This is a genomic window from Microbispora hainanensis, assembly GCF_036186745.1.
In the GTDB taxonomy this organism is placed as follows: domain Bacteria; phylum Actinomycetota; class Actinomycetes; order Streptosporangiales; family Streptosporangiaceae; genus Microbispora.
The window spans coordinates 7,495,778-7,521,636 of sequence record NZ_CP108086.1; the positions used below are offsets into that span (position 1 = coordinate 7,495,778).

Sequence of the window (25,859 nt, forward strand, 5' to 3'; positions counted from 1 at the left end):
TTACGCCCGCCCGCGATCCCAGGGGGACGCCGGCCGCCTTGCCTGAGCCTCAGCCTCAGCCTCCGCTGACGACGCCCGGCGTGGCGGCGAGCAGCAGGACGTCGATCCCGGCCGCACCGATCGCGGCGGCGAAGGGCGCCGCGGCCACGCGCCGGGCGAGCAGCAGACCGGCCGCGGCGCACGCGGCCACTCCGGCGAACGCGAGCCATCGGGCCGGGCCTGCCGGTCCCGGAGGCGCGACCACCAGCAGCGCCGACGCGGCCAGCAACGGCAGCGGCAGGACACGCCGCGCTCGGGCGGGGCCGAGACGCTGCGGCCAGCCCCGCACCCCCGTCGCGACGTCCGTCTCGATGTCGGGCAGCACGTTCGCGAGGTGCGCCGCGCAGCCGAGCAGCGCCGCGGCGAGTACGGCCCACCACGCCGGGGATGAGACCGGCGGTGAGACCGGCGGGGCGTGGCCGGGCGTTCCGGTCGTCACGAACACCGGCACCGCGCCGAACCCCGCCGCGTACGGCACCCACGAGGCCGCCGTGCCCTTGAGCCACAGGTTGTAGGCCCAGGCCGCGGCGACGGCGACCAGGTGCGTCACCCCGGCCACCACACCACAGGACAGCGAGAGCGGCACGCAGGCCACCAGTGCGGCGAACGCCGCGACGCGCACCGTGCGCGCGGACACCAGACCCGCCACGATCGGCTTGGACGTCCTGCCGGCCCCGGCGTCCCTGGCGGCGTCCACGGCGTCGTTGCACCAGCCCACGGACAGCTGACCGGTCAGCACGGCGAGAGCGGTCAGCACCGTCCCGGCCGGCCCCCACCCGGCGACCGCCACGAGCGCCGTGACCAGCGTCGTCACCGCCGCTGTCGGACCCGGGTGACACGCCCTGGCCAGCCCGGCCACCATACGCGCCACTGCGGCCACTCCCGCTGACCCGGCCGCGGTAGACGCCACCCCCGCCGCCCTGTTCGTCCTGGCGTCCCTGGTCATCGCGGCAGTTCCGGTCGCCTTGGGATCCCCGGCGGCCCCTTGGCCCTCGGCAGCCGCCTCGCTCCGGATGCCCTCCATGCCCTCGACACCCTCAGCGCCCTCGACGCTTTCGATGCCCGCGACACTCTCGATGCCCGCGACACTCTCGGTGCCCGCCGAGGAGGAGGCCGCGCGACGCGCGTCCTGGACCGGCACGGCGGCGCCCGCGCCGCTGCCGGCCGCCGCGTCCTCGGGCAGTTCCCCTGAACCGGTCACGTTTTGAGCGTAACGGGGCATCTCCGACAGATCACGATCCGCACCGAAATGTATGCCGAGGCCCCCAACGGGCAAGAGGGAATTGTCACGGTTTTCGCCTGCACGAGGATGTGAGATGACGCGGATCGCGGCCGTCCACGGTGTCGTTCCCCCGCATCGCCACTCGCAGGCGGAGATCGCGGACGCGCTCGCGCGGGTCTGCCTTCCGCCTGGCGCCGATCGCCGGCTTCTCGACCGGCTGCACGCCGGCGCCCGGGTGGAGCACCGCAACCTGGTGCTGCCGCTCGACCAGTACGGCAAGCTCGACGGCTTCGGCGCGGCCAACGACCTGTTCATCGAGGCCGCGCTCGACCTGGGCGCGCAGGCCATAACGGGGGCGCTGGACGCGGCCGGGCTCACCCCGGCGGACGTCGACATGATCATGTGCACGTCGGTCACCGGCGTCGCCGCGCCGTCGCTGGACGCCAGGCTGGCCAACCGGATCGGGCTCCGCCCGGACGTGAAGCGGGTGCCGGTGTTCGGCCTCGGGTGCGTGGCGGGAGCGGCCGGAATCGCCCGGCTGCACGACTACCTGCGCGGCTGGCCCGGCCACGTGGCCGTGCTGCTCTCGGTCGAGCTGTGCTCCCTCACCTTGCAGCGCGACGACACCTCCACCGCCAACCTCGTGGCAGGCGCCCTGTTCGGAGACGGCGCCGCCGCCGTGGTCGCGTACGGGGACGAGCGCGAGCCGTTACCGGCGGATGCGGCCGGCCCGACGGTGGTGGGCACGCGCAGCCACCTTTATCCCGGCTCGGAACGCGTGATGGGCTGGGACGTCCGCGACACCGGCTTCCGCGTCGTGCTGGACGCCGGGGTGCCCGACGTGGTCCGCACCTATCTGGGCGACGACGTGCACGGGTTCCTCGCCGACCACGGCCTCACCGCGGACGACATCACCGCCTGGGTCTGCCATCCCGGCGGCCCCAAGGTGCTGGAGGCCGTCGCGGAGACGCTCGCGCTCCCGGACGGCGCGCTCGACCTCACCTGGCGTTCGCTGGCCACCAACGGGAACCTGTCGTCGTCCTCGGTGCTGCACGTGCTGCGCGACACCCTCGCGCTGCGGCCCCCGCCGCCGGGCACGCCGGGCATGCTGCTGGCGATGGGCCCGGGGTTCTGCTCCGAACTCGTCCTGCTGCGCTGGTAGGGAGAAGCCGTGTCGTCCTGGCCCGTGTCGTCCTGGCCCGTGTCGCCCTGGTATGTGCTGCTCATCGCGCTCGTCGCGGTTGAGCGCCTCGCCGAGCTGGTCGTCGCCCGCCGCAACGCCCGCTGGAGCCTCGGCCGGGGCGGCGTGGTGTACGGCAGGGGCCACTATCCCTGGATGGTCGCCCTGCACACCGGTCTGCTGGCCGGATGCCTGCTGGAGGTGTGGCTGGCGGACCGGCCGTTCGTCCCCGGTCTGGGCTGGCCGATGTTCGTGCTGGTCCTGGCCGCGCAGGGGCTGCGGTGGTGGTGCGTCACCACGCTCGGCCCCCAGTGGAACACGCAGGTCATCGTCGTGCCCGGTCTGCCGCTCGTACGGCGCGGGCCGTACCGGTTCGGGTGGCTGCGCCACCCCAACTACGTCGCGGTGGCGGTGGAGGGCGCGGCGCTGCCGCTCGTGCACTCCGCCTGGCTGACGGCGCTGGCCTTCACCCTGCTCAACGTGCCGCTCATGGCCGTACGCCTGCGCTGTGAGAACACCGCCCTCGCCACCGCGGCCACCGGCTCGGCCGCACCCGGCGCAGGGGCGGGGACCGCGGCGTGATCGACCTGCTGGTCGCCGGCGGCGGGCCCGCCGGGCTGGCCACGGCCATCCACGCGGCGCTGGCCGGAATGGAGACGGTCGTCGTCGAACCGCGGACCGGCCCGGTCGACAAGGCGTGCGGGGAGGGCCTGATGCCTACCGGCGCCGCCGCGCTGGCGGACCTCGGGGTGGAGATGCCGGACGGCAGGCCGTTCCGCGGCATCCGCTACGTGGACGGGCCCCACCGGGTGCAGGCGGAGTTCCGGGACGGCCACGGGCTGGGCGTGCGCCGCACGGCCCTGCACGCGGCGCTCGCCCTCCGCGCCCGGGACCTCGGCGTCCGCCTCGTGCCGGGCCGGGTGGACGCGGTGCACGCCGCTGATGAGGGCGTACGCGCCCGCGTGACAGGCGGCCCGGACCTGTGCGATCTGGAGCTGTGTGCCCCGGAACTGCGTGCTCCAGAACCGCGTGCTGCAGACTTGGGTGACCCGAAGCCGCGGTGGCCTGAATTGCACGGGTCCGAGCTGCACGGCCCGGAACTGCACCGGCCCGAACTGCGTGGCCGGGGACCATACGGCCCGGAGTCACGCGGCACGTCGGGTCTGGAGTTCCGTGCCGGAGAACCGTCCGGCAGGGAACCGTGTGTTCAGGAACCGCGTACGCGGGAACCGTACGGCCGGGAAGCAGGCGTCCGGGAACTGAGCGCGCGGTGGCTGGTCGCGGCCGACGGGCTGCACTCGCCGATCAGGACGCGGCTCGGGCTCGGCCTGCCGTCCGGCGGCCCCCGCAGATACGGCCTGCGCCGTCACTACCGGGTCGCGCCGTGGACGGACTTCGTGGAGGTGCACTGGGCGCCCGGCGGCGAGGCGTACGTCACCCCGGTGGGCGACGACCTGATCGGCGTGGCCGTGCTCAGCAGCGAACGGCGGACCTACGACGAGCACCTGGCGCGGTTCCCCGGCCTGCTCGCCCGGCTGGACGGCCCTCCCGCCACCCCCGTGCGCGGGGCCGGTCCGCTGCGCCAGCGGGTGCGGCGGCGGGTGGCCGGGCGGGTGCTCCTCGTCGGCGACGCCGCGGGCTACGTCGACGCGCTCACCGGTGAGGGGATCTCGCTCGCGCTGCTGTCGGCCCACGCGCTGGTCTCATGCCTGCGGGCGGGGCGCCCCGAGGAGTACGAGGCCGCCTGGCGGCGCCTGTCGTGGCGTTCCCGTCTGCTGACGGCCGCTCTGGTTGGGGCCAGGCGGCATCCTCCCGCGGCCCGGATGATCGTGCCCGCCGCGCGGCGCCTGCCCGTGGTGTTCGGGGCGGCGGTACGGGCGCTCGCCTGAGCGCCACGCTTTCCACACCTTCCCTCCAAAACGGGCACGGCTCCAGAATTGTTACAGCCGGATTCACAATTCGTGAAGGCCCGTTTTTAGGGCACCACCGGATAGCCCTATACGCGACGGCAATAGAACCTACTTCGACATTGACAAAGTAGCCATATTTCGTGACCGGTATGCAAAGATCTGGTGTATGTACCGAATGGCGAGGCCGATGTTACGGCAAGGATGACTGGAGGGTCGTCACTTGCCCCACGTGCAGAACGTCGTCCTGCTCACCCTGCTGGCTCTGCTCGGTACGCTCCCGATCGCCGCGCTGGTGGTCCTCGCGATGCGCCTGCGCCGGCTGCGCGCCACGCAGGCCGAGGCCGCGCGGCAGGCGGCGGCCGAAGCCCGCGAGCAGTTCGGCCGTGACGTGCACGACCTCGTGAGCAGCCGCCTGTGGCTGGCCACCCTGCGCAGCGAGCTCGCCTATCGCCTCGCGGACGACGACAGCCCCCTGCGACCGGCCCTGGCCGACGTGGTGCAGTCGATCCGCCAGGCGTCCGCCGACATCCGCAACGTGACCCGCTCCTTCCGTGACGTCTCGCTCGCCTCGGAACTGGCCAACGCGCGGGCCGTGCTCAGGGCGTACGGCGCCGGCTGCAGCGTCGAGGCCACCGAGGCGGAGCTGGGCGACGAGATCAGCGCGGTGTTCGCGATCATGGTGCGGGAGGCGGTGACCAACGTCCTGCGTCACAGCAGGGCGACCCTGTGCACGATCGAGATCGTCGTGCGGGGCGGCATGGCGACGCTCACCGTCTCCAACAACGGCGTCGATCCCTCCACGCCGCCCGGCGACGGCAGCGGACTGGACAACCTCCGCACCAGAGCGGCGGAGCTCGACGGCGTCGTGGGAACGGTCCTCGACCCGGACGGCTGGTTCCGCCTCATCGCCGAGATCCCCTGCAGGCGCGGGGACCGCCGCTGACACAGGCCGCGCTCACCGGCCGGGCGGCCCGGATCCGAAAGCACGACGTGCCGGCCTCCCCACGGCGACGCACCGCTCCGCATAGCAGCGCACAGGTCTACGCATAGCAGCGCGCGGGCCCTCCGCATAGCCAGGCGCGCCTCCGCATAAGCACGCCCGGGCCTCCACCCGGCGACGCACGGGTCCCGCATAACAACGCGCGGGCGTCCGCGTAGCGAGGCACAGGTCTCCGCATGCCGACGCTCGGGCCTGCCTGTCCGAACCCTCCACGTGCAGGCAGCGCGCATGCGCGTCGTGGACTTCTGGGCCCAGGCCCTTTATCCCTTCGCCGACCCGCCGCAGACCTCGGTCAGTGCGTTTGACCAGCCCCTTGACCGAATAGTCCATTAGGCCCCTTGATGACCGCAATGAAAAGCATCACCACCGACCCATGACGGCGTCACGGTTGTTATGTGCAGATTTCACATGGCGCAGTTGACGGGCGTAACTTGGCCCTTCTCTTTATTTCCGGAATTCTTTGACGTGACCGGCCTGAGGGGACATCTGGTGATTAGTAAGTACGAGATTTACTGCCTCGCAGATCCCTTGTTCTACGACACCCTCGACACCAAGCGCGAGGAGCATCCCGACTTCGCCATCGCCGCGCGGCCCGCTCCCGAGGGATGGGCGCACGCCGCGAGCGGGACCTGGCTCCACTACGCGCCGGCCGGCGCCACCCTGCCCACGCAGGGCTGGAAGATCCACATCTCCTCCTCCGTGCCGGAGGCGGAGCGGGTGATCGCGGCGGCCTGGGACTACTGCGTCCCCCGCGGACTGGCTTTCAAGTTCCTGCGCGGCCGGCGCGTGATGGCGATGCAGAACTCCAAGTACGCCTTCCGCGGGTCGAGCGGCAAGCTCGTCACCATCTATCCGGTGGACGAGGCCCAGCTTGAGCTGACGCTCAAGGAGCTCGCCGAGATCCTCGACGGCGTCGAGGGCCCGTACATCCTCAGCGACCTGCGTTACGGCGAAGGACCGCTGTTCGTCCGCTACGGCGGGTTCGCCGAGCGCCACTGCCTCGACGAGAACGGCGAGCGGGTCCTCGCGATCGAGAACGCCGACGGCGACCTCGTCCCCGACGTGCGTGGTCCCGCGTTCGCCCTGCCCTCCTGGGTGACCCTGCCCGTGTTCCTCGAACCCCACCTGGCCGCGCGCAACGCGGTGACGCTCGAAGGCGTGCCGTACGCGGTGGACGGCGTGCTGCACTTCTCCAACGGCGGCGGCGTCTACCTGGGGCACTACAGGCGCACCGGCGAGAAGGTGGTGCTCAAGGAGGCCCGCCCGCACGCCGGGCTGGACGTCGAGGGACGCGACGCCGTCACCCGCCTGCGGCACGAGGCCGCGATCATGGAGCGCCTGGCCGGCCTCGACGTCGTCCCGGCGCTGCGCGATTACTTCACCGTCGGCGAGCACCACTTCCTGGTGCAGGAGTACGTCGACGGCACCTCGCTCAGCCAGCTCATCGCCCAGAAGCACCCCCTCACGCGCGCCGACCGCACCCCCGTCATGGACGCGGACTACGCCGGGTGGGCCATCGGGATGCTCGCCAAGGTGCGGGCGGCGGTCTCGGCGCTGCACGAGCGCGGCGTGGTGTTCGGCGACCTGCACCCCTTCAACGTCCTGGTGGACGGCGACCGCGTGGTCCTGATCGACTTCGAGGTCTCCTCCCCCGTCGAGGAGCGCAGGCGACCGACGCTCGCCAATCCCGGCTTCGTGCCGCCGCGCGAGCTGGCCGGCGTCGCAGCCGACGAGTACGCGCTGGCCTGCCTGCACCTGGGCGTGTTCGCCCCGATGACCACCATGCTGCTGCAGCTCCACCGGCCCAAGGCCGCCCAGCTCGGCCGGCTGATCGTCGAGACGTTCCCGGTGCCGCCCGCGCTGATCGAGGGGGCCGTACGGACGATCCTCGGGCAGGATCCGCCCGCGCCGGAGCCGAGCCGGCTCCCCCGGCGGGCCCGGCTCACCCAGGGCTGGCCCGCCCTGCGGGAGGCGCTGGCGAAGGCGATCCTCGCCTCGGCGACGCCGGAACGCGACGACCGCCTGTTCCCCGGCGACATCGTCCAGTTCGAGCCCGGCGGTGGGGTGAGCCTCGCCAACGGCGCGGCGGGCGTCCTGTACGCGCTCGCGGCGACCGGGGCGGGACGCTTCCCCGAGCACGAGGAGTGGCTGCTCAGGCAGGCCGCCGAACCCGGCATCGGGCCCGGCTTCTACAACGGGCTGCACGGGGTGGCGTACGCGCTGGAGGCGCTCGGCCGCCGCGAGGACGCGCTCGACGTGGCGGAACGGTGCGCACGAGAGCCGGGGGAACAACGGCTGGACCTGAGTCTCTACCGCGGCCTGTCCGGCATCGGCCTCACCCTGATGCACCTGCACGACGCGACCGGCGAGCCGGAGTTGCGCGAGCGGGCCGCGCGCGTCGTGGCGCTGGTGGCCGACCGGCTCGGCGGCCCGGACGACGTGCCCGAGATCAGCGGCGGCAAGCACCCGCACGCGGGGCTGATGTACGGCTCGTCGGGGCCTGCCCTGATGTTCCTGCACGCCTACGAGCGCACCGGCGACCCCGGCCTGCTCGACCTCGCGGCCACCGCGCTGCGGCAGGACCTGCGCCGGTGCGTCGGCCGCGAGGACGGTCAGCTTCAGGTGCAGCAGGGCTGGCGGACCAACCCCTACCTCGACGAGGGGTCGGCCGGCATCGGCGTGGTGCTGGACCGCTACCTCGCCCACCGGCACGACGAGACCTTCGCCGAGTCGCTGGCCGCCATCCGGCCGGTCACGACACTGCCCTACTACATCCAGCCGGGGCTGTTCGCGGGCCGGGCCGGCATGATCGCCTGCCTGTCGTCCGGCTCGCGCCCCGACCCCGAGGCCGCCGCGGCGCAGATCGCCCGGCTGGCCTGGCACGAGCTTCCCTACCAGGGCGGGCTGGCCTTCCCCGGAGCCCAGTTGCTCCGGCTGTCCATGGATCTCGCCACCGGGAGCGCCGGCGTGCTGCTCGCGCTCGGCACCGCGCTGCACGACGAGCCGGTCCATCTCCCGTTCCTCGAACCCCCCGGACGGTCCCGGGCGCAGGGGCCCCTGCGCACCGCCGCCGGGTCGAACGTCCCGACCAGCCTCGAAAGGAGGTGAAACGCGCAATGGCGCTCCTCGACCTGCAGACCCTCGAGGCCCCCGGCGGTTACGGCGGTGGCCACGGCGGCGGCGGCAGCAACCTGAGCCTCCTGGCCTGCACCCCGCACGAGAACAGCAGCCTCAGCCTGCTCTGCGGCTGGTAACACGCTGACGACCTTCCGGTGAACACGAACGTCAGCCCCATCCCCGGCTGACGAAACCCATACAAGGAGATGTTCCAGATGGCGCTTCTCGACCTGCAGAACCTCGAGATCCCCGGCGGCCACGGCGGTGGCCACGGCGGCGGCGGCAGCAACCTGAGCCTCCTGGCCTGCACCCCGCACGAGAACAGCAGCCTCAGCCTGCTCTGCGGCTGGTAACACGCTGAGGGAGTCCTGGGCGGTCGTCGCGGCCGCCCAGGCTTCCGCGTTTACGGCCCCGGCCGGTCGGCCGCGGGAGCCCCTCCCGTCCTGTCCGGCCTTTCACCCCTTTGGAGGATCCGGTGAGCTCTCGTCCGGCGGACCTGCTGATCGCGCGGGCCGTACGGCGCGGCGGCCCGTGGCTCGCCGTGCTCGCGGCGACGGCGCTGCTGGGCGCGGCGGCCGACCTGCTGCTCCCGGCGGCGCTCGGCCGCGCCGTCGACGTCGTGGTACGGATCCAGTCGCGAACGGGGGCGGGGCCAGGAGCGGAGACCGGGGCGGGATCGGGAGCGGGGGCCGGCGTGGGGGCGGGAGCGGGGGGTGAGGCCGCGTTCGGGCTCACCGGCCCGCTCGCGACCGCCGTGCTGCTGATCGCGCTGGTCGTCGCGTGCGACGCGCTGGGCGTGCTCGCGGCCGGGGTGAGCGGGGCGCGGGCCGCCCGGTGGCTGCGCTCCCGGGTGGTGGCTCACACCCTGTCCGTCGGCGCCGGCATGACCCGGCACCTCGCGCCGGGCGAGATCGTCACCCGCGCCGGGGTGAACGTGGAGGAGGCCGGGCGGACCCCCGAGGCGGTGGTCACCGCGGCCACGCTCGTCGTTCCCGCGGCCGGCAGCGTCGTCGCCCTCGCGCTGATCGACCCGTGGCTCGCCGTCACGCTGGTGGCCGGCCTGCTCCTGATCGTCGCCGTGCTCCGCGCGTTCATGCGCAGGACCACGGCGGCCTCCGGCGGCTACCAGCAGGCCCAGGGAGAGATCGCGGGCATGCTGGTGGGCGCGCTCGCCGGGGCCCGCACCATCACCGCCGCCGGAACCGAGGACCGGGAGGCGGCGCGTGTGCTCGCCCCGCTCCCCCGCCTGCGCGCCCACGGCCTGGCGCTGTGGCGGCTGCAGGCGCGGGCCGGTGTCCAGGCCGCCGTCGTCGTCCCGCTTCTGGAGATCGCCGTGCTCGCCGCCGGCGGGCTGCGCCTGTCGGCAGGCGGCCTCACCGTCGGGGAACTGCTCGCCGCCGCGCGCTACGTCGTGCTCGGGGCGGGTCTGGGGTCGGCGCTCGGCTACGCGGCACGCATCGCCCGCGCCCGGTCGGCCGCCCAGCGCCTGGAGGAGCTGTTCGCCGTGCCGCCCCCGGCGTACGGGGACCGGCCGCTGCCGCCGGGCCCGGGCACGCTGGAACTGCGTGACGTGACCGTACGGGCCGACGGCACACGGCTGCTGAGCGGTGTCAGCCTGGTCGTGCCGGGCGGCACGTGCACGGCGGTGGTGGGCCGCTCGGGCTCGGGCAAGTCGTCGCTGGCCGCCGTCGCGGGCCGGCTCGTCGATCCCGAACGCGGCGCGGTCCTGCTCGACGGCGTGCCCCTGCGCGAGATCGGCCGCGAGCCGCTGCGCCGCGCCGTCGGATACGCGTTCGAGCGGCCCGCGCTGTTCGGCGAGACGCTGGCCGAGGCCGTCGCCTTCGGCCTCCCCCCGGGGGACGGCACCGCGCACAGTACGGCGCGCAGCAGGGACAAGGCGCGCACCGAGAACGCGACGCGCAGCAGGGACACGGCGTGCGCCGAGGACGCGGCGCGGGCGGCCGCCGTCGCCGCCTGCGCCGACGTCTTCATCCGGCGGCTGCCGCACGGGTACGCCACCCCGGTCGCCGAGGCGCCGATGTCCGGGGGCGAGGTCCAGCGGATCGGCCTGGCCCGCGCGTTCGCCCAGGCCGGCCGGCTGCTGATCCTGGACGACGCCATGTCGAGCCTCGACACGGTGACCGAGCGGCAGGTCGGGCGGGCGCTCACCGGGAGCCTGTCCGGCCGCACCCGGCTGGTGGTGGCCCATCGCGTGACGACGGCGGCCCAGGCCGACCAGGTCGTGTGGCTGGAGGACGGACGGGTCCGCGCGACCGGCACGCACGAGCGACTGTGGCACGACCCCGGCTACCGCGCGGTCTTCCGCGCCGAGGACGCCTCGTGAAGCGCCGCGCACCCGGCGGGGCCGACGCGCGGCGTCACGACACCCACGCCCCGGCCCCCGCTGCCCCTGCCGCACGGACCACACCCACCGGACCCACCGGACCTGCCGCACCAGCCACCCACAACGAGGCGGGCGGCGCCCTCGATGGCGCGGAGGCGCGGCGGGTGCTCACGCGGGCGCTGTTGCGCGCGCCCTCCCGGCTGGTGTGGCTGGCCTGCTGGTCGGTGGCGGAGACCCTGCCCGCGCTGACCGGCGGGTATGCGATCGCGCGGGCCGTGGACGACGGCTTCGCCGCGGGGCGGCCCGGCACCGGCCTGATCTGGCTGGGCGTGCTCGCCGCCGCGTGGGGGGTGGCCGCGCTGGCGGCCCGGCAGGTGCTGCTGCTCATCGCGGGGATCGTCGAGCCGTTCCGCGATGACCTGCTGGAACGCGTGGTGACCGGGGCGCTGCGGGCCGGGCGGGGCGGCGACAGCGCGGCCGTCGCCCGGATGAACCACCAGGTCGAGCTGGCCAGGGACGCCTTCGGCGCGATCATCACGGTGGTCAGGACCTTCGTGTTCACGCTGGCCGGGGTGGCGGTGGGGCTGACGACCCTGGCCGCCGAGGTCGTGCCGCTGGTGCTGGCTCCGGTGGCCCTGGGGCTCGGCCTGTTCCTCGTCTCCCTGCCCGCCCTGGCCCGGCGTCAGCGCGAGTTCATCGTCGCCGACGAGCGTACGGCCGCCGCGGTGGCCGCGATGGCGGGCGGCCTGCGGGACGTGACCGCCTGCGGCGGCGAGGCGCGCGTCGCGGCGAGCGTCGGGCGGGAGATCTCCCGGCAGGCGGGGGCCGCACGGGCGCTGGCCCGGGTGACGGCGTCGCGGACGCTGTCGCTGGCGGTGGGCGGGTGGCTGCCGGTGGTGCTCCTGCTGGCGGGCGCGCCCTGGCTGGTGCGCCAGGGGGTGACCGGAGGGGTGATCCTCGGCGCGCTGACCTACGTGATGCAGTCGCTCTCCCCCGCGCTCGGCGGCCTGGTCCAGGGCCTCGGGGTGAGCGGGATCCGCCTGGCCGTCACACTGGAGCGAATCCTGCACGCGCCCGGCCCGCCCGTGCCGCACGGCGACCGGGAGCCCGGCGGGGTCCGGCTGGAGCTGCGCGGCGTGCGCTTCGCCTACGGCGAGCCGGGGCACAAGGCCCCCGAGCCGGTGATCGACGGGCTGGACCTCGACGTGCCCGAGGGCGACCACCTGGCCGTCGTCGGCCCGAGCGGCATCGGCAAGTCCACGCTGGCCGCGCTCGTCGCCGGCCTGCTGACCCCGGACGACGGCGAGGTCCTCGTCGGAGGTGTCCCGGCCACACAGGTCAGTCCGGCCGCCCGCGCGCTGATCCCCCAGGAGGCGTACGTCTTCCCCGGCACCCTGGCGGAGAACCTGACGTACCTCGCGCCGGGCACGCCTCCCGATCGGGTGGACGAGGCGGTGGCGGCGTTCGGGCTGACGGAGCTCGCGCGGCGCACCGGAGGCGGCCCGCTCGACCCGGCCGAGCTGTCCGCGGGCGAACGGCAGCTCGTCGCGCTGGCGAGGACCTACCTGTCCCCCGCCCGTCTGGTCGTGCTCGACGAGGCGACCTGTCATCTCGATCCGGCGGCGGAGGCGCGGGCGGAGGCGGCCTTCGCGGCGCGGCCGGGAACGGTGATCGTCGTGGCGCACCGGATCTCCTCGGCCCTGCGGGCCCGGCGGGTGCTCGTCATGGACGGCACGCGCGTCCGGCTCGGCACGCACGAGGAGATGGTGGCCTCATCCCCGCTGTACGCCGGCCTGGTGGGCCACTGGGAGGGCCCGGGGAGGCTACCGGCGGGGGCGGTAGCGCAGGATGCCGAGATCCCGGCCGGGCGCGGGCCACAGCCAGCCGCACTCGGAGGCGATCTGGATCGCCTCGACGCGTGAGCGGGCGCCGACCTTGGTGATGATGCGGGACAGGTAGTTGCGGACCGTGCCCCGCGACAGCGACAGGCGGTCGGCGATCTCTCCCACGGTGGCGCCGCCGGCCGCGCTCTCCAGGACGTCGAGCTCGCGGGCGGTCAGCGGGTTGCTGTCGGCGTCGAGCGCGGCCACCGCGAGCTCGGGGTCGATGACCCGTTCCCCCTTCGACACGCGGCGGATGCAGTCCACGAGGTGGCCCGGCGAGGCGTCCTTCACGACGAAGCCGCGCACGCCGGCGTCCAGCGCCTTGCGCAGCGCCATGGGCGTCCCGAGCCCGGTGAGGACGACGGTCTTGCAGGAGGGCAACCGGCGGTGCAGTTCGGCCGCCGCGGTGATGCCGTCGACACCGGGCATCCCGATGTCGAGCACCGCGACGTCGGGGCGCCGCAGGCAGCCGAGCCTGACGATGTCCTCGCCCTTGTCCGCCTCGGCCACCACCTCGAGGTCGTCCTCGCTCGACAGCAGAGCGACCAGCGCCTTGCGGATGAGGTGCATGTCCTCGGCGAGCATCAGTCGGATCAAACCAGACCCCCCTACACGCGATGCGAGCGGACGCTCGCCGTTGGTGACCGCGGCGCCCCACTCACTATGAGGGTTCCGCGCGCACGCCGGGACCTCTCTACCCGAACTGTCACCTTTAATCAGGAAGCGCGTCAGAGAACAACCGACGCCCGGCCCCCTTCACGGGGAACCGGGCGTCGCGGTCGGGGTTTCTAGTGGCGCACGACCTTCACGTAGTCGGTCGCCTGGGAACCCTTGAGCCCGTGGCCGCCGTCGAACCGCACCGCCCAGGTGCCGGAGCGGAAGGCCCGGACCTTGGTGGCGAAGTCGCCGTCACCGGCGGTCTTGACGGAGTTGACGTACTGCCACTTGTGGGAGCCGGAGGGCTGGAAGTAGACCTTCACGGTCTGCGAGCCCAGCCAGTGCCAGCTGTTCCAGTAGTTGTTGCTGTCGGAGCAGAAGCGGGCGCCGCCACGGCGGCCGGTGAAGTCGTTCCACCCGTAGTACCAGTCACCCCAGCACTGCGCGACCTGCAGCGTGCCCTTGAGGGTGAGCGAGCGGCCCTTGCGGACCGGCTCGGGCGTGGCGTCGAAGCCGGCGATGCGGGTCGCCTTCGGACCCGTCGGGCGCGGCGCGTGCGACACCTTGCGCTTCACCGTGAAGCTGCGGTCGGTGGTGTACTTCTTGCCGTCGAGGCCGACGGCCACGACGTGCACCTTGTAGGTGCCGGCGCGGTCGTTCCAGTCGAAGCTCCACGTCCGCGAGGTGTGGTCGAGCTTCGGACCGTTGTGACCGCTCTTCTGCTTGCCGAACCAGTGGTTGCCGCCGTGGCCGCCGTGACCGACCCCGGGACCCCACAGGTCGATGTCCACGCTCTGGACGTCCTTGGTCGTGACCCGGGCGGTGACCTGGGCGGACCGGCCCTTGCTCACCACGACCACGTTCGGGCTGACGTCGACCGACAGGATGCGCGGGTCGGGCTTGTACGGCTTGTGGAAGTCGGGCTGGTGGGAGTCCGGCTTGTGCGGCTTGTTGAAGGTGTGCCCAGCGGAGGGGCTCGGCGTGGGCGTCGACGTGGGCGCGACAGTGTCCGCGTACGCGGGCGCAGTCGCGAGCGCCGTGGCGCCCATGGCGACCGCTACCAGGGTGGTAGCAGCTCGTTTCACCATGAGGGTCATTCCTCTCCCCGTTCAGGAACGCACCCCCGGTTTGGGGTACGCCACCTGTCATAGACGTCAAAAGAGAGAGAAAAGTTGCCGCACATCTTCGGAAAAGTGATTACAAAATCATAACGTCCCTTACGTCTTCTTTATACTTTTTGTGATACGTGAGGCTGGTCACGCCTCTCGTTGTGCGCTGGTCTCGGCGGCGTACCGGGGTGTGCCCGCGTACTCGGCACGCCAGGAGCCCTCGCCGTCCGCACGGACCTTCGCGTTGAACCAGCCGTCCTCGCGGGTGACCGCCTCCCCGACGGTCTTCCAGCGGGACGACCCTTCGGGGCGGAACCGGATCGTGACCCGCTGCCCGGCGAAGGGCCGGTAGTCCACCTTCCCGCCGGGGCCCACCCGCAGCAGCGTCCCGGTGACGCGCACGCTGTTCCCCTCACGGGCCACCTTGAGCCCCTCGATCTGGGTCTCCCTGCGCAGGTTGAAGCCCGCGTGGGCCACGGCCCGTTCGCCCCGCGCGTTCACCGCGGTCGCGGTGACCGTCCAAGGGCCGTGCGGATACCACCGCGACAGGGCCTTGTCGGGGAGGAACCGCCAGGTCTCCCACTCCCCGGACGACATCCGCCGGACCGGCCGGCCGTCGCGCGACGCGCCCGTCATCCTGGGCACCACGGCGGACGCCAGCGCGCCCAGGCCCGGCAGGGGCACGCCTGCGGGCACACCGACCGGCACGGCACCGGGCACGGCGCCGCCCGGGGGGACCATCGGGTCCGGGGAGGCGGACGGCACCGGAACGGCGTCGCCTGACGGCGGCGAGGGCGTGACGTCCGGCTCGGGCTCCTCACCCGGCTCGTCGCCATCCGCGGGGGCGCGGCCAGGCTCCAGGACGACGGAGACGCGGTCCGCGCCGCGTGCGACCACGTCGACGACCAGCCGCACCGACCCGCTCGGGCCGACCACGGGGTCGGACGGGCGCACCACGATCGAGCGGATGGCCAGGTCGCCGGAGGCGGGGGCCGGCGCGGCGGCCGCCGCCGTCGTCGCGGTCGAAAGGACCAGCGTCGCGAGCAGAGGTCTCATCATGCCCCGTGACCGTACGCACGCCCGCGGGCCGTCCCGCCCCCGACACACTCCCGGCCCGGTAAAAAATCGGCCCGGTGAAAAACCGGCACGGTGAAAAACCGGCACGGTCAGCCTGCCCGGAGACCGGCCCCGGAGACCGGCCCGGAAGATCGGCCCGGAAGATCGGCCCGGAAGACCGGCCCCGAAGACCGGCACGGCCCATCCGGCACGCTGCATCCGGCCCGGCGAGACTCTGGTGCGCCGGCGATCGGCACCGCGACCTCCGCGCCGTACAGGTCCGGCCCGGTGACGATCCCGCACGGCGAGGCCCCGGCGCTGTGCGGGCTCGGCCCCGCATGGCCGCGGTGTCGCGCGGATCCGGCCCGGCGGGAGCCCGCCGCGTGGTCAGCCGGTCGTGTACAGCTCCTCGATCACCTCGGCATACCGGGCGTGGACGACCCGGCGCTTGAGCTTGAGGCTGGGGGTGAGCTCCGCGGTCTCGGCCGTCCACTCGACGGGCAGCAGCCGCCACCGCTTGACCTGCTGCACCCGGGCGAGCTTGCGGTTGGCCGCCTCGACCGCCGCCTCGATCTCCTTGAGCACGTCCGGATGCGCGGCCAGGTCGGCCAGGGAGTCGAAGGCGATGCCCCGCGCCCGCGCCCACTCGGGGGCCACCTCGCCGTCCAGGGTGAGGATCGCCACGGGATAGGGCCTGCGGTCGCCGTACGCGAGGGCCTGGCCGATGAGCGGGTGCTCCTTCAGGTGGCCCTCGATGGCGGCCGGGGAGACGTTCTCCCCGCCGGAGGTGATGAACAGCTCCTTCTTCCGGTCGACGATGCGGACGAAGCCGTCCTCGTCGATCGACCCCACGTCGCCGGTGTGCAGCCAGCCGTCGTCGTCGAGGAGCTCGGCGGTCGCCTCCGGCAGGCCGAGGTAGCCCCGGGTGTTGAGCGGGCTGCGGGTGAGGATCTCGCCGTCCTCGGCGATCCGCACCTCCACGCCCGGCTCGGCCCGGCCCACCGTGCCGAGTTTGAAGACCTCGGGCGTGTTGCCAGTGAAGGCTCCGGTCGTCTCGGTCATGCCGTACACGTCGATGACCTTGAGGCCGAGGCCGGCGAAGAACCGCTGCACCTCTTCCGGCATCGGCGCGGCGGCGGTCGCGCACCAGCGGGCCTGGTCGAGCCCGATCAGGCTGCGGACGATCGACAGCAGCGCCGCGTCGGCCTGCTCGTACGCCTCGCGCACCTCGGGCGTGACCGTGTGGCCGTGCTGCTGCCCCTCGACGTACGCGAGCCCGGCGGCCATCGCGGCCCGCACGTTCTCCTGCTGCTCGGGCGGCTGGGTGGCGAGCAGGGCCTGCAGCCGGGCCATCATCTTCTCCCAGACGCGGGGGACGCCGAAGAACAGCACCGGGTGCACCTGGCCGAGCGTGGCGCCGAGGTTGGCCAGGTCCGTGCAGAAGTGGACGTGGTTGACCTTGACCAGCGGCAGATAGAGGCTCAGCACCCGCTCGGCGATGTGGGCGTAGGTGAGGTAGGAGATCTGCGTGCTGCGCATGGGCAGGTCGATCATGCGCTGGGTCGCGACGAGCTCGAACAGCACGTTCGTGTGCGTCAGCGGGACGCCCTTGGGGTTGCCGGTCGTCCCCGAGGTGTAGAGGACGGTCAGCGTGTCCTCCGGGGTCACCGCCTGCCAGCGGGCGTCCACCGCGGCCGGGTCGGCGGCCAGTGCATCGGCGCCGAGCTCCAGGAACGCCTCCCAGCTCAGGAAGCGCTCGTCGCCCTCGGGGGCGCCCTCCAACAGGATGATCTTCGTGAGCGCGGGCAGCTCGCCGAGCACCGGCTCCCAGCGGGCCAGGTCGGCCGGGCCGCCGAGCACCGCGATCCGCGCCCCGACGTCGCGGGCGACGTACGCGACCTGCTCGGGGGCGAAGGTCGCGTAGATCGAGCAGGGGACGCCGCCCGCGTGGACGGCCCCGAGGTCGGCGAGCACGTGCTCGCTGCGGTTGACCAGCATCAGCGCGACGGAGTCGCCCGGCCGCAGGCCCAGCGCGGTGTAGCCGGCGGCGATCCGCAGCACCCTTTCGCGCGCCTCGGCGTAGGTCAGGGTCGTCCAGCCGTCGCCGGTGGGATCGGAGTAGGCGGGCGCGTCCGGATGCTCCTGCGCGGCCCACCTGAGCTGCTCGCATACCGTCCTGCCGGCGATCTCCTGCTCGATCGCGGCCCGCTCCTCAAGTACGCCGGACATCGCGCCTCCCAACGGGTATTCCGCACGCGTGGCATGCATCGCACCACACGGGATCACCGTGGACAAGACCCCGGCGAGGAGTAGAGCGACGGCCTGTGCTATAGGCGGCCCTCACAATCGGACAAATAGCACATAAAGGCAGGTAAGGTACACAAGACGGAGTGTGATCGGGGGTTCACATGGCATCCGGTAGATCGGGTCCGCCGGCCGTCGAGCGGACGTTCTTCGGCCATCCGCGGGGGCTGGCCACGCTGTTCGGCACCGAGATGTGGGAGCGGTTCAGCTACTACGGCATGCGCGCCATCCTCGTGCTGTTCCTGACCGCGCCCGTCACGCGCGGCGGCATGGGCCTGCCGGAGACGACCGCCGTCGGCATCTACGGCGTCTACATCGCCTCGGTCTACCTCCTCGCCATCGCGGGCGGCTGGCTCGGCGACCGGCTGCTCGGAGCCCGCAGGACCGTGCTGTGCGGCGCCCTGGTCATCATGGGCGGCCACGTCAGCATGGCGATGCCCATGGGCGGCGGGTTCGTCTGGCTCGGCCTCGTGCTGATCGCGCTGGGCAGCGGGCTGCTCAAGCCGAACATGTCGGCGCTGGTGGGCGAGCTCTACCGGCACGAGGACGACGCCCGGCGCGACTCCGGCTACACGATCTTCTACATGGGCATCAACCTGGGCGCCTTCATCGGCATCATGGTCGTGCCCTGGCTGCAGACGGGCGACCGCTGGCACCTCGCCTTCGGCGCGGCCGCCCTCGGCATGGCCTTCGGCCTGGCGCAGTACGTCCGGGGCCGGGCCACGCTCCGCGGCGCCGGCGAGGAGCCGGACCACCGCATGACACCGGACGAGGAGCGCCGCTTCAAGGTCGTGGCCAGCGTCGCGCTCGCCGCCGGCGCGGGCGCGCTGACCCTGTGGGCGCTCAGCGGCACGCTCACCGTGGACCGGTTCGCCGTCGTGCTCACGGTCGTCACGGCGGCCGTGCCGGTCGCGTACTTCGTCTTCCTGTTCTCCTCGCGCGAGGTCACCGCGGAGGAGCGGAAGGGCCTGTTCGCGTACGTGTGGCTGTTCCTGGCCGCCGCGATCTTCTGGCTCGTCTACGACCAGGCCGGCAGCGCCCTGCTGCTGTTCGCCAAGAACGACACCGACCTGGACGTGCTCGGCTTCACGATCCCGCCGGGCTGGGTGGGCAACATCAACTCGCTGGTGATCATCCTCGTCGCCCCCCTCTTCGCGGAGATGTTCCTCAAGGCGGGCACCCGGATCAGCACGCCGCTCAAGTTCGCGGTCGGCCTGGTGCTCGTCGGGGTGAGCTTCGTCGTCATGTCGGTCGCGTCCGGCATCGCCTCCGGCGGGGTGAAGGTCTCGGTCATGTGGCTGCTGTCGGTCTACCTCATCCAGACCGTCGGCGAGCTGTTCCTCAGCCCGGCCGGGCTGTCGGTCACCAACAAGCTCGCCCCCCGGGCGTTCGAGAACCAGCTCATGGGCCTGTGGTTCCTCTCCATGGCCCTCGGCGACTCCGTCGGCGGCCAGGCCTACCGGCTGACCAAGGTCGTGCCGATGCCGATGTACTACCTCACCCTCGCGCTCGCCGCGATCGCGGCGGGGCTCGTCATGCTGCTGTTCGTCCGCAGGCTCCGCATGCTGATGGCCGAGCACCACGTGCCGCCCGTGCCCACACCGAGCTGACACCCACACCGAGCTGACACCCACGCCGAGCTGACGCCCGCACCGCCCGTGCCGGGCTGAGGGTCACAGGGCCGGCATGAGCGGCTCGCGCGGGCGATAGCGGGCGGGGTCGCGGGCGATGCGGCGCACCGCCTCCTCCATCACCGCCGGCGGCTGGGTGAACGGCAGCCGCAGGTAGCGCTCCAGCGTCCCGTCCACGCCGAACCACGGGCCCGGAGCCAGCCGTACGCCACGGGCGGCGGCGGCCTCGGCGACCGAGCTCGCCACCGGCCCGTCGAGCCGCACCCACAGCGAGCCGCCACCGCGCGGCGTGGTGAACGCCCAGCCGGGCAGCTCCTCCCGCAGCACCGCGGCGAGCGCCGCACACGACGCGCCGAGCCCACGGCGGCGCTCGGCGCGCGCCTCCTCGATCCGCTCGAACAGGCACGCGACGACGAGCTGCTCGAAGACCGCGCCCGCGATGTCCACGGCGGCCCGCAGCACGGCCAGGCGGCGGACGGTCGCGGCGCTCGCCCGGATCCAGCCGACCCGCAGGCCGCCCCACCAGAGCTTGGAGGCCGAGCCCACGCTGATCACCCGGCCGTCGGTGTCGAACGCGGCCAGCGGCGCCGCACGCGCCGTCTCGTCCAGCACGATCTCGGCCCAGCTCTCGTCGGCGATCAGCGTCACGCCGTGCCGTCGTGCCGCCTCCACCAGCTCGGCGCGGGCGGCGTCGGCCATCAGGTGGCCGGTCGGGTTCTGGAAGTCGGGGATGACGTAGGCCAGCCGGGCCGCCGTCTGCCGCATCGCACAGGTCACAAGATCGAGGTGCCAGCCGTCCTCCTGCACGCCGACCGGCACCAGGCGGGCTCCCCGCATCCGTGCCGCGTCGATCGCGTGCGGATAGGTCGGCGACTCGACCAGCACCGGGTCGCCCCTCTCGGCGAACGCCGCCATCAGCAGGTGGATGGCCTGCTGGGCCCCGGCCGTGACGAGGACCTGCTCGGGCCGGGTGGGCACGCCACGCTCGCCGTACCTGCGGGCGATCGCCTCGCGGAGCGGCGCGAGCCCGGCCGGGTGGTAGCCCATGCCCAGCGCGTACCGGTGGTAGGCCCGGCCCGCCTCCTCGATGGCCTCGCCGAGCAGGGCGCTCGCCGGGGGCGCGGCCGCGTGCAGCGGCAGCAGCCCGTCGTCGTCGGACGCCAGCCACGGGTTGTCGGTGCCGAGCGCGCCCGCGTCGGGCAGGGTCGCCCGGCTGCCGGATCCCTGCCTGCTCTCCAGATAGCCCTGCTCGCGCAGCCGATCGTACGCCGCGGTCACGGTGGTGCGGCTGACGCCGAGGGCCTCGGCCAGGTGCCGCTCGGCCGGCAGGCGCACCCCAACGGCGAGCCTCCCATCGAGGACCAGGCCGCGTACGGCGTCCGCGAGCGCCCGGTAGTAGGGCCGGGTCTCCTGCGCGTCTCCCGCGCCCTTCCCCGCCCTCGCTCCCGCGCCCCTTCCCGCGGCTTCTCCTGTGGTGCCGAGCACGAGCCGGGCGAGCTGCAGAGCGCTGAGGTACCGATCCATGCAGGCCAATTTCTCTGATTGGCCCTTTCCTCGCAACCCCACCAGCCTGCACGATAGGCCGACTATGACCGAACTGTCCCTCCCCCGCCCCCGTTCGCTCCCGCTGCGGCTCATCCGCCTCTATGCCGGCCTGGCGCTGTACGGCGCCGGGATCGCCCTGCTCGTCAGGTCCGGCCTGGGCCTCGACCCCTGGGAGGTCTTCCACCAGGGCCTGTCGGTGCGCACCGGGTGGTCGATCGGCCTGTGGATCAACCTGGTGGGCGCGCTGGTGCTGCTGCTGTGGATCCCCCTCAAGCAGCGGCCCGGTCTCGGCACGATCAGCAACGTCCTGGTGGTCGGCACCAGCGCCGACGGGGTGATGGCGTTGGTGCCCGCGCCCGCGGCCTGGCCGGTCCAGTGGGCCTTCCTGCTGGGCGGCGTCGTCGCCATCGCCGCCGCCTCCGGGCTCTACATCCACGCGGGCTTCGGCCCGGGGCCGCGCGACGGCCTGATGACGGGCCTCAACCGGCTCGGCCTGTCGATCCGGCTGGCCCGCACGATCGTCGAGATCAGCGTGCTCGCCATCGGCTGGCTGCTCGGCGGCACCGTCGGGGTCGGCACGGTGGTGTTCGCGGTCACGATCGGCCCGGTGACGCAGGTTTTCATGAAGCTGTGGGCCCCCGCCGGGGACACCGCCCGGCCACCTGGCACGAAGCCGTCCTGACGCGGCCAGCGCGGGCCCGTGACGGCCGCGGCTCGCGGATGAGCGGACGGCCCGCGCCCGGTAGCGTGACGGGCATGCGGATCGAGGATTACGCCCTCGTTGGCGACATGCAGTCGGCCGCCCTCGTCGGCCGGGACGGCTCGATCGACTGGCTGTGCCTGCCACGGTTCGACTCCCCCTCCTGTTTCACCCGGCTGCTCGGCGACGAGTCCAACGGCTTCTGGCGGCTGGCCGCCGCGGGACAGGAGCAGGCCACCCGCCGCGCGTACGTCGAGGACACGCTCATCCTGGAGACCGTCTGGGAGACGCCCACGGGCGCGGCCAAGGTGATCGACTTCATGCCGCCCCGGCACGCCAACCCCGATCTCGTACGGATCGTGGAGGGCCTGTCGGGCACCGTGGAGATGACGACCGAGATCCGCATCCGCTTCGACTACGGCCGCATCGTCCCCTGGGTGCGCCGCAGCAACGGGCACCTGCACGCCATCGGCGGCCCCGACTCGGTCTGGATCCACTCCGGAGTCCCGCTGCACGGCGGCGACTACCGGCACCAGGCGAGGTTCACGGTCGCCGCCGGCGAGCGGGTGCCGTTCGTGTTCACCTGGCATCCCTCCCACGAGCCGGAGCCGGAGCGGATCGACCCGATGGAGCAGCTCGCCGAGACCAGGCTCATGTGGCAGGAGTGGGTCTCCCGCTGCGGTTACCAGGGCCCCTGGCGCGACGCCGTGGTCCGCTCGCTGATCACGCTCAAGGCGCTGACCTACAGCCCGACCGGCGGCATCGTCGCCGCCCCGACCACGTCACTGCCGGAGCACCTGGGCGGGGTGCGCAACTGGGACTACCGCTTCTGCTGGCTGCGCGACGCCTCCATGACGCTCGACGCGCTGACCGGCGCCGGATACGTCGAGGAGGCCGCCGCCTGGCGTTCCTGGCTGCTGCGCGCCATCGCCGGCCGTCCCGAGGACGTCCAGGTCCTGTACGGCGTGGCCGGCGAACGCCGCCTGCCGGAGATGACGCTCGACTGGCTGTCCGGCTACGAGAACTCCACGCCCGTGCGGATCGGCAACGGCGCGGCGACCCAGCTCCAGCTCGACATCTACGGGGAGGTCGTCGACGCCCTCTATCAGGCGCGCAAGCAGGGCATGCCGCCGGACAACCACGCGTGGGCCCTGGTCACCAAGGTCATGGAGTTCTTCGAGCACAACTGGGACCAGCCCGACGAGGGACTGTGGGAGGTGCGCGGACCCCGCCGCCACTTCGTCCACTCCAAGGTCATGGCCTGGGTCGCGGCCGACCGCATGGTCCGCGTCATCGAGGAGCTGGGCCGGCGCGGCGACGTGGAGCGCTGGCGCGCCATGCGCGACCGCATCCACGCCGAGGTCTGCGACAAGGGCTACGACCCCGAGCGCAACACCTTCACCCAGTCCTACGGCTCACGCGAGCTCGACGCCGCACTCCTGCAGATCCCCATCGTCGGCTTCCTGCCCCCCGACGACCCCCGCGTCATCGGCACCGTCGAGGCCATCGAACGCGAGCTCATGACCGACGGCTTCGTCCTGCGCTATCCCCTCGCCGAAGACAACCCCGTCGACGGCCTCCCCGGCGGCGAAGGCGCCTTCCTCGCCTGCAGCTTCTGGCTCGCCGAAGCCCGCGCCATGATCGGCCGCCACGACGACGCCGTCGAGCTCTTCCAGCGCCTCATCGCCCTCACCAACGACGTCGGCCTCCTCGCCGAGGAATACGACCCCAAGACCGGCCGCCAGCTCGGCAACTTCCCCCAGGCCTTCAGCCACATCCATCTGATCCGTACGGCGCGGGCGCTGACCCGCTACACCGAGCGGCGGTAGGCGAGGCTCCGGGCGCACTCCCGGAACCCGAGCGACCGATACAGCCGCACGGGCACCGGATAGGCGTCGTCACCACGCGGGCTCACCACCGCCTGCCGCGCGCCCGCCCGCCGCGCCGCGTCCAGCGCGGCCAGGCAGGCGGCCCGTGCGAGGCCGCGCCGGCGGTGGCCCGGCGCGGTGCCGGCCGGCTCGATGCGGGCGGCCCGGTTGGCCTCGTCCAGCCAGACCAGGCAGAACGCCGCGGCGCTCCCGTCCGGCGCCTCGGCGATCCAGTCCAGGTCCGGCCGATAGGGCCAGGCCCGCCGGACCGCGTGGTAGCTCTCCTCGGTCACCCGCGACGGGTGGAACGCCGCCCGGTGCGCGGCGGCGCGTCGCGGGACGTCGGCGTCGCCCACCGCGCGCAGGCGATATCCGGCGCGGCTACTGCCGTCCGGCGATGCGGGCGAGGAGCCGGGCGAACTCCGGCGGCGGCGCGACGACCAGCCGGGTCTGCCCGTCGTGGCTGATGAGGTCGGCCTGGATGCGGGTCAGCTTGCCCCGGCGCCACCAGTACACGTGGGGGCTCAGCCCGTCGGCCCGGCCGGCGTGCTCGCGGTGGGCGAAGATGCGCAGGCGCTCGATCGCGCGGACGACCCCGATGCCGGCCACGGGATGCACGGCCACCATGCCCCGGTGCGGCAGCACGGCGAGCATGCCGTCCTCGGGCACGTCCATGTACGCCGTCAGGCGGCGCAGGTGGGCCGCGGCGCTGGGCGCGGTCAGCAGCGACACCTCGGTGCCGGCGAGGTCGAGCCGCGACACGGTGGGCCGCTCGTCGGTCAGGGCGTTGCCGACGGCCACGTCGAGCGCCTCGGCCGGCGGGATGGGCCAGCAGAACGCCTCCTCCGGCCGCACCGGACGGGCGCCGATGGTCAGCACCTCGATCAGGTCGGCGCTGAGGTGGCGGCCGATGATCCGGGAGGGGTCGGGGAAGGCCGGGTCGTCGGCGGCGTGGACGCGCGTGCGCAGCAGCGGCCTGATGGGCGTGAGGTTGCAGGCGTCGAACGGCTCGCCCGACACGGCGTGCGCGAGGTGCTCGGAGACCAGCATGGGCCAGTCCTCGCGGGCACGGCGACCGGCCTCGCGGCGCAGGCCGACGAGGTTCACCGTCCGCTCACGCTCGGGCGAGGTCAGCCTCAGCGACGCCCCGTCGGCCGCGAACGTGCAGGTATAGCCCATGGTCTCGGCGACCAGGGCCAGCAGGGAGTCGAGATCGACGTCCTCGACGGCTCTCGGGGCGGGATGGTCCGGCCGTGTCCGGCTGAGCAGTCGCCGCAAGAGTCCCAACGCACCATCCCTTCACCACCGCCCGGATGCCTCCGGGGCGGGTCTCAGGTTGCCGCGTCCGAGTCGCGGAACATGCCCGAGAGAGAATACGATTCGGTCACAATAGCCACATTCGACTCCAACCACACACTCATCTGTGGTGTGCCATGGCCCACAGTCAGTCCCGCGAGCACCGGCACACCAAGCGGGGCCAGGCGTTCGGCCAGCATGGGAAGGGGGTCGCCACACTCCACCCACGATCCCAGCACGATTCCCGCCGCGCCGTCGAGACACCCGGCCTGCAGTAGTTGCGTCACCATGCGGTCGATCCGGTACGGCTCCTCGGTGACGTCCTCCAGCAGCACGACGCGCCCCCGCGCGCGCATCGCGTACGGCGTGCCGCACAGGGCGGCCAGCAGAGCGAGGTTACCTCCCGTGAGCCTGCCCTCGGCCCGGCCCGGCACGATCACCCGGTCGCCCGTGATCGGCGCGGGCGTGCCGCCCTCGAACAGCGCCTCCCGCAAGTAGGCGAGGCTGGCCGGCTCGGGCCCCTCCGGGTCGCCGATCAGCGCGGTCGCCGGCATCGGCCCGAACAGCGTCGCCAGGCCGAGCCGGTCGGCGAAGGCCCGGTGGAGCGCGGTGATGTCGCTCGACCCGAGCAGGATCTTCGGCCCGGCCGCCGCCATCGCGTCCCAGTCGAGCAGCCCGAGCAGCCGGGTGGCGCCGTAGCCGCCCCTGGCGCAGATGACCGCCGCCACCCCGGGATCGCACCACGCGTCCTGGAGGTCGGCCGCCCGCGCGGCGTCCGGCCCGGCCAGGTAGCCCTCCCGCGCGAGGATCGACGCCCCGTGCACGACCCGCAGACCGAGCCCGGTCAGGACGTCGGTGCCGCGTTCGAGCCGTTCGGGATCGACGGGACCCGAGGGCGCGACCAGCGCGACGGTGTCACCGGGCCGCAGCCGCCGCGGCGGTCTCGGGACCGTTATCGAGGCGTCACCGCCCGCCCCGCCCGGGAAGCGCTCGCTCAC

21 protein-coding genes are annotated in these 25,859 nt (G+C 73.3%); 12 read left to right on the forward strand and 9 right to left on the reverse strand.

All coding sequences use genetic code 11. The features are described from left to right. Window positions 1-55: 55 nt before the first annotated feature. Window positions 56-1,240 (reverse strand): UbiA family prenyltransferase, encoded by a 1,185-nt coding sequence (locus OHB01_RS34250; protein ID WP_261985662.1) that lies wholly within the window; start codon window positions 1,238-1,240, stop codon window positions 56-58. Window positions 1,241-1,355: 115 nt separating this feature from the next. Here OHB01_RS34250 and OHB01_RS34255 point away from each other — a divergent pair, with 115 nt between their 5' ends. The 9 genes from OHB01_RS34255 (at window position 1,356) to OHB01_RS34295 (ending at window position 12,734) form a co-directional block, all read left to right on the forward strand. Beyond that, window positions 1,356-2,423, forward strand: coding sequence for a type III polyketide synthase (locus OHB01_RS34255; RefSeq protein WP_142647435.1), 1,068 nt, complete (start codon window positions 1,356-1,358; stop codon window positions 2,421-2,423). Window positions 2,424-2,432: 9 nt separating this feature from the next. Beyond that, the gene (locus OHB01_RS34260) at window positions 2,433-3,023 is read left to right on the forward strand and encodes an isoprenylcysteine carboxyl methyltransferase family protein (protein WP_260617233.1); all 591 of its coding nucleotides are present in this window, start codon (window positions 2,433-2,435) and stop codon (window positions 3,021-3,023) included. Then, window positions 3,020-4,330, forward strand: a complete 1,311-nt coding sequence (locus OHB01_RS34265; RefSeq protein WP_261985661.1) for an NAD(P)/FAD-dependent oxidoreductase — start codon at window positions 3,020-3,022, stop codon at window positions 4,328-4,330. The genes OHB01_RS34260 and OHB01_RS34265 overlap by 4 nt, the downstream gene beginning before the upstream one ends. A gap of 250 nt (window positions 4,331-4,580) precedes the next feature. Continuing rightward, on the forward strand, window positions 4,581-5,294 hold the full coding sequence (locus OHB01_RS34270) for a sensor histidine kinase (protein WP_328855879.1): 714 nt from the start codon (window positions 4,581-4,583) through the stop codon (window positions 5,292-5,294). 546 nt (window positions 5,295-5,840) lie between these two features. Beyond that, window positions 5,841-8,459, forward strand: coding sequence for a class III lanthionine synthetase LanKC (lanKC, locus tag OHB01_RS34275; protein WP_142647437.1), 2,619 nt, complete (start codon window positions 5,841-5,843; stop codon window positions 8,457-8,459). Further along, a complete protein-coding gene (locus OHB01_RS34280; RefSeq protein ID WP_142647438.1) occupies window positions 8,456-8,605 on the forward strand; it encodes a SapB/AmfS family lanthipeptide in 150 nt (49 codons plus the stop codon). The genes lanKC and OHB01_RS34280 overlap by 4 nt, the downstream gene beginning before the upstream one ends. A 69-nt stretch (window positions 8,606-8,674) precedes the next feature. Beyond that, window positions 8,675-8,821, forward strand: coding sequence for a SapB/AmfS family lanthipeptide (locus OHB01_RS34285; RefSeq protein WP_240971353.1), 147 nt, complete (start codon window positions 8,675-8,677; stop codon window positions 8,819-8,821). Between the two features lie 122 nt (window positions 8,822-8,943). Continuing rightward, window positions 8,944-10,812, forward strand: a complete 1,869-nt coding sequence (locus OHB01_RS34290) for an ABC transporter ATP-binding protein (protein WP_142647439.1) — start codon at window positions 8,944-8,946, stop codon at window positions 10,810-10,812. After that, entirely contained in the window at window positions 10,809-12,734 is a 1,926-nt protein-coding gene (locus OHB01_RS34295; protein WP_261985659.1) for an ATP-binding cassette domain-containing protein, read from the forward strand. Before OHB01_RS34290 ends, OHB01_RS34295 begins: the two co-directional genes overlap by 4 nt. Here the strand turns inward: OHB01_RS34295 and OHB01_RS34300 are convergent. The 4 genes from OHB01_RS34300 to OHB01_RS34315 form a co-directional block, all read right to left on the reverse strand. Next, window positions 12,636-13,292, reverse strand: coding sequence for a response regulator transcription factor (locus OHB01_RS34300; protein ID WP_142647440.1), 657 nt, complete (start codon window positions 13,290-13,292; stop codon window positions 12,636-12,638). The two genes, OHB01_RS34295 and OHB01_RS34300, sit on opposite strands and share 99 nt — an antisense overlap. 191 nt (window positions 13,293-13,483) lie before the next feature. Then, entirely contained in the window at window positions 13,484-14,440 is a 957-nt protein-coding gene (locus OHB01_RS34305) for a hypothetical protein (protein WP_142647441.1), read from the reverse strand. A 168-nt stretch (window positions 14,441-14,608) separates the two neighbouring features. After that, window positions 14,609-15,520: a hypothetical protein gene (locus OHB01_RS34310; RefSeq protein ID WP_142647442.1), complete on the reverse strand. Its 912-nt coding sequence runs from the start codon at window positions 15,518-15,520 to the stop codon at window positions 14,609-14,611. 384 nt (window positions 15,521-15,904) lie between these two features. Then, window positions 15,905-17,746, reverse strand: a complete 1,842-nt coding sequence (locus OHB01_RS34315; protein WP_328854531.1) for an AMP-dependent synthetase/ligase — start codon at window positions 17,744-17,746, stop codon at window positions 15,905-15,907. 179 nt (window positions 17,747-17,925) lie between these two features. On the opposite strand from OHB01_RS34315, the gene OHB01_RS34320 reads away from it, so the two are divergent. Continuing rightward, on the forward strand, window positions 17,926-19,431 hold the full coding sequence (locus OHB01_RS34320; protein ID WP_328854532.1) for a peptide MFS transporter: 1,506 nt from the start codon (window positions 17,926-17,928) through the stop codon (window positions 19,429-19,431). A gap of 63 nt (window positions 19,432-19,494) precedes the next feature. On the opposite strand, the gene OHB01_RS34325 is transcribed toward OHB01_RS34320, so the two are convergent. Further along, complete coding sequence (locus OHB01_RS34325; protein ID WP_328854533.1) at window positions 19,495-20,976, reverse strand: PLP-dependent aminotransferase family protein; 1,482 nt, start codon at window positions 20,974-20,976, stop codon at window positions 19,495-19,497. Window positions 20,977-21,040: 64 nt separating this feature from the next. Here OHB01_RS34325 and OHB01_RS34330 point away from each other — a divergent pair, with 64 nt between their 5' ends. Then, window positions 21,041-21,679, forward strand: a complete 639-nt coding sequence (locus tag OHB01_RS34330; RefSeq protein WP_142647446.1) for a YczE/YyaS/YitT family protein — start codon at window positions 21,041-21,043, stop codon at window positions 21,677-21,679. A gap of 74 nt (window positions 21,680-21,753) precedes the next feature. Next, the gene (locus tag OHB01_RS34335; protein ID WP_142647447.1) at window positions 21,754-23,526 is read left to right on the forward strand and encodes a glycoside hydrolase family 15 protein; all 1,773 of its coding nucleotides are present in this window, start codon (window positions 21,754-21,756) and stop codon (window positions 23,524-23,526) included. On the opposite strand, the gene OHB01_RS34340 is transcribed toward OHB01_RS34335, so the two are convergent. From OHB01_RS34340 to OHB01_RS34350, 3 genes are read right to left on the reverse strand one after another with little or no spacing between them, the layout of a single operon-like run. Continuing rightward, entirely contained in the window at window positions 23,508-23,921 is a 414-nt protein-coding gene (locus OHB01_RS34340; RefSeq protein WP_168065890.1) for a GNAT family N-acetyltransferase, read from the reverse strand. The two genes, OHB01_RS34335 and OHB01_RS34340, sit on opposite strands and share 19 nt — an antisense overlap. Before the next feature lie 25 nt (window positions 23,922-23,946). After that, on the reverse strand, window positions 23,947-24,852 hold the full coding sequence (locus OHB01_RS34345; protein WP_328854534.1) for a hypothetical protein: 906 nt from the start codon (window positions 24,850-24,852) through the stop codon (window positions 23,947-23,949). Between the two features lie 44 nt (window positions 24,853-24,896). Further along, a complete protein-coding gene (locus OHB01_RS34350; RefSeq protein ID WP_142647449.1) occupies window positions 24,897-25,859 on the reverse strand; it encodes a S66 peptidase family protein in 963 nt (320 codons plus the stop codon).

Excerpts from the sequence above, each read along its gene's own strand:
- OHB01_RS34305 (WP_142647441.1), bottom strand. The coding sequence starts at position 14,440 with ATGGTGAAACGAGCTGCTACCACCCTGGTAGCGGTCGCCATGGGCGCC.
- OHB01_RS34325 (WP_328854533.1), bottom strand. The coding sequence starts at position 20,976 with ATGGATCGGTACCTCAGCGCTCTGCAGCTCGCCCGGCTCGTGCTCGGC.
- OHB01_RS34285 (WP_240971353.1), top strand. The coding sequence starts at position 8,675 with ATGTTCCAGATGGCGCTTCTCGACCTGCAGAACCTCGAGATCCCCGGC.
- OHB01_RS34335 (WP_142647447.1), top strand. The coding sequence starts at position 21,754 with ATGCGGATCGAGGATTACGCCCTCGTTGGCGACATGCAGTCGGCCGCC.
- OHB01_RS34310 (WP_142647442.1), bottom strand. The coding sequence starts at position 15,520 with ATGATGAGACCTCTGCTCGCGACGCTGGTCCTTTCGACCGCGACGACG.
- OHB01_RS34315 (WP_328854531.1), bottom strand. The coding sequence starts at position 17,746 with ATGTCCGGCGTACTTGAGGAGCGGGCCGCGATCGAGCAGGAGATCGCC.
- OHB01_RS34320 (WP_328854532.1), top strand. The coding sequence starts at position 17,926 with ATGGCATCCGGTAGATCGGGTCCGCCGGCCGTCGAGCGGACGTTCTTC.
- OHB01_RS34255 (WP_142647435.1), top strand. The coding sequence starts at position 1,356 with ATGACGCGGATCGCGGCCGTCCACGGTGTCGTTCCCCCGCATCGCCAC.
- OHB01_RS34330 (WP_142647446.1), top strand. The coding sequence starts at position 21,041 with ATGACCGAACTGTCCCTCCCCCGCCCCCGTTCGCTCCCGCTGCGGCTC.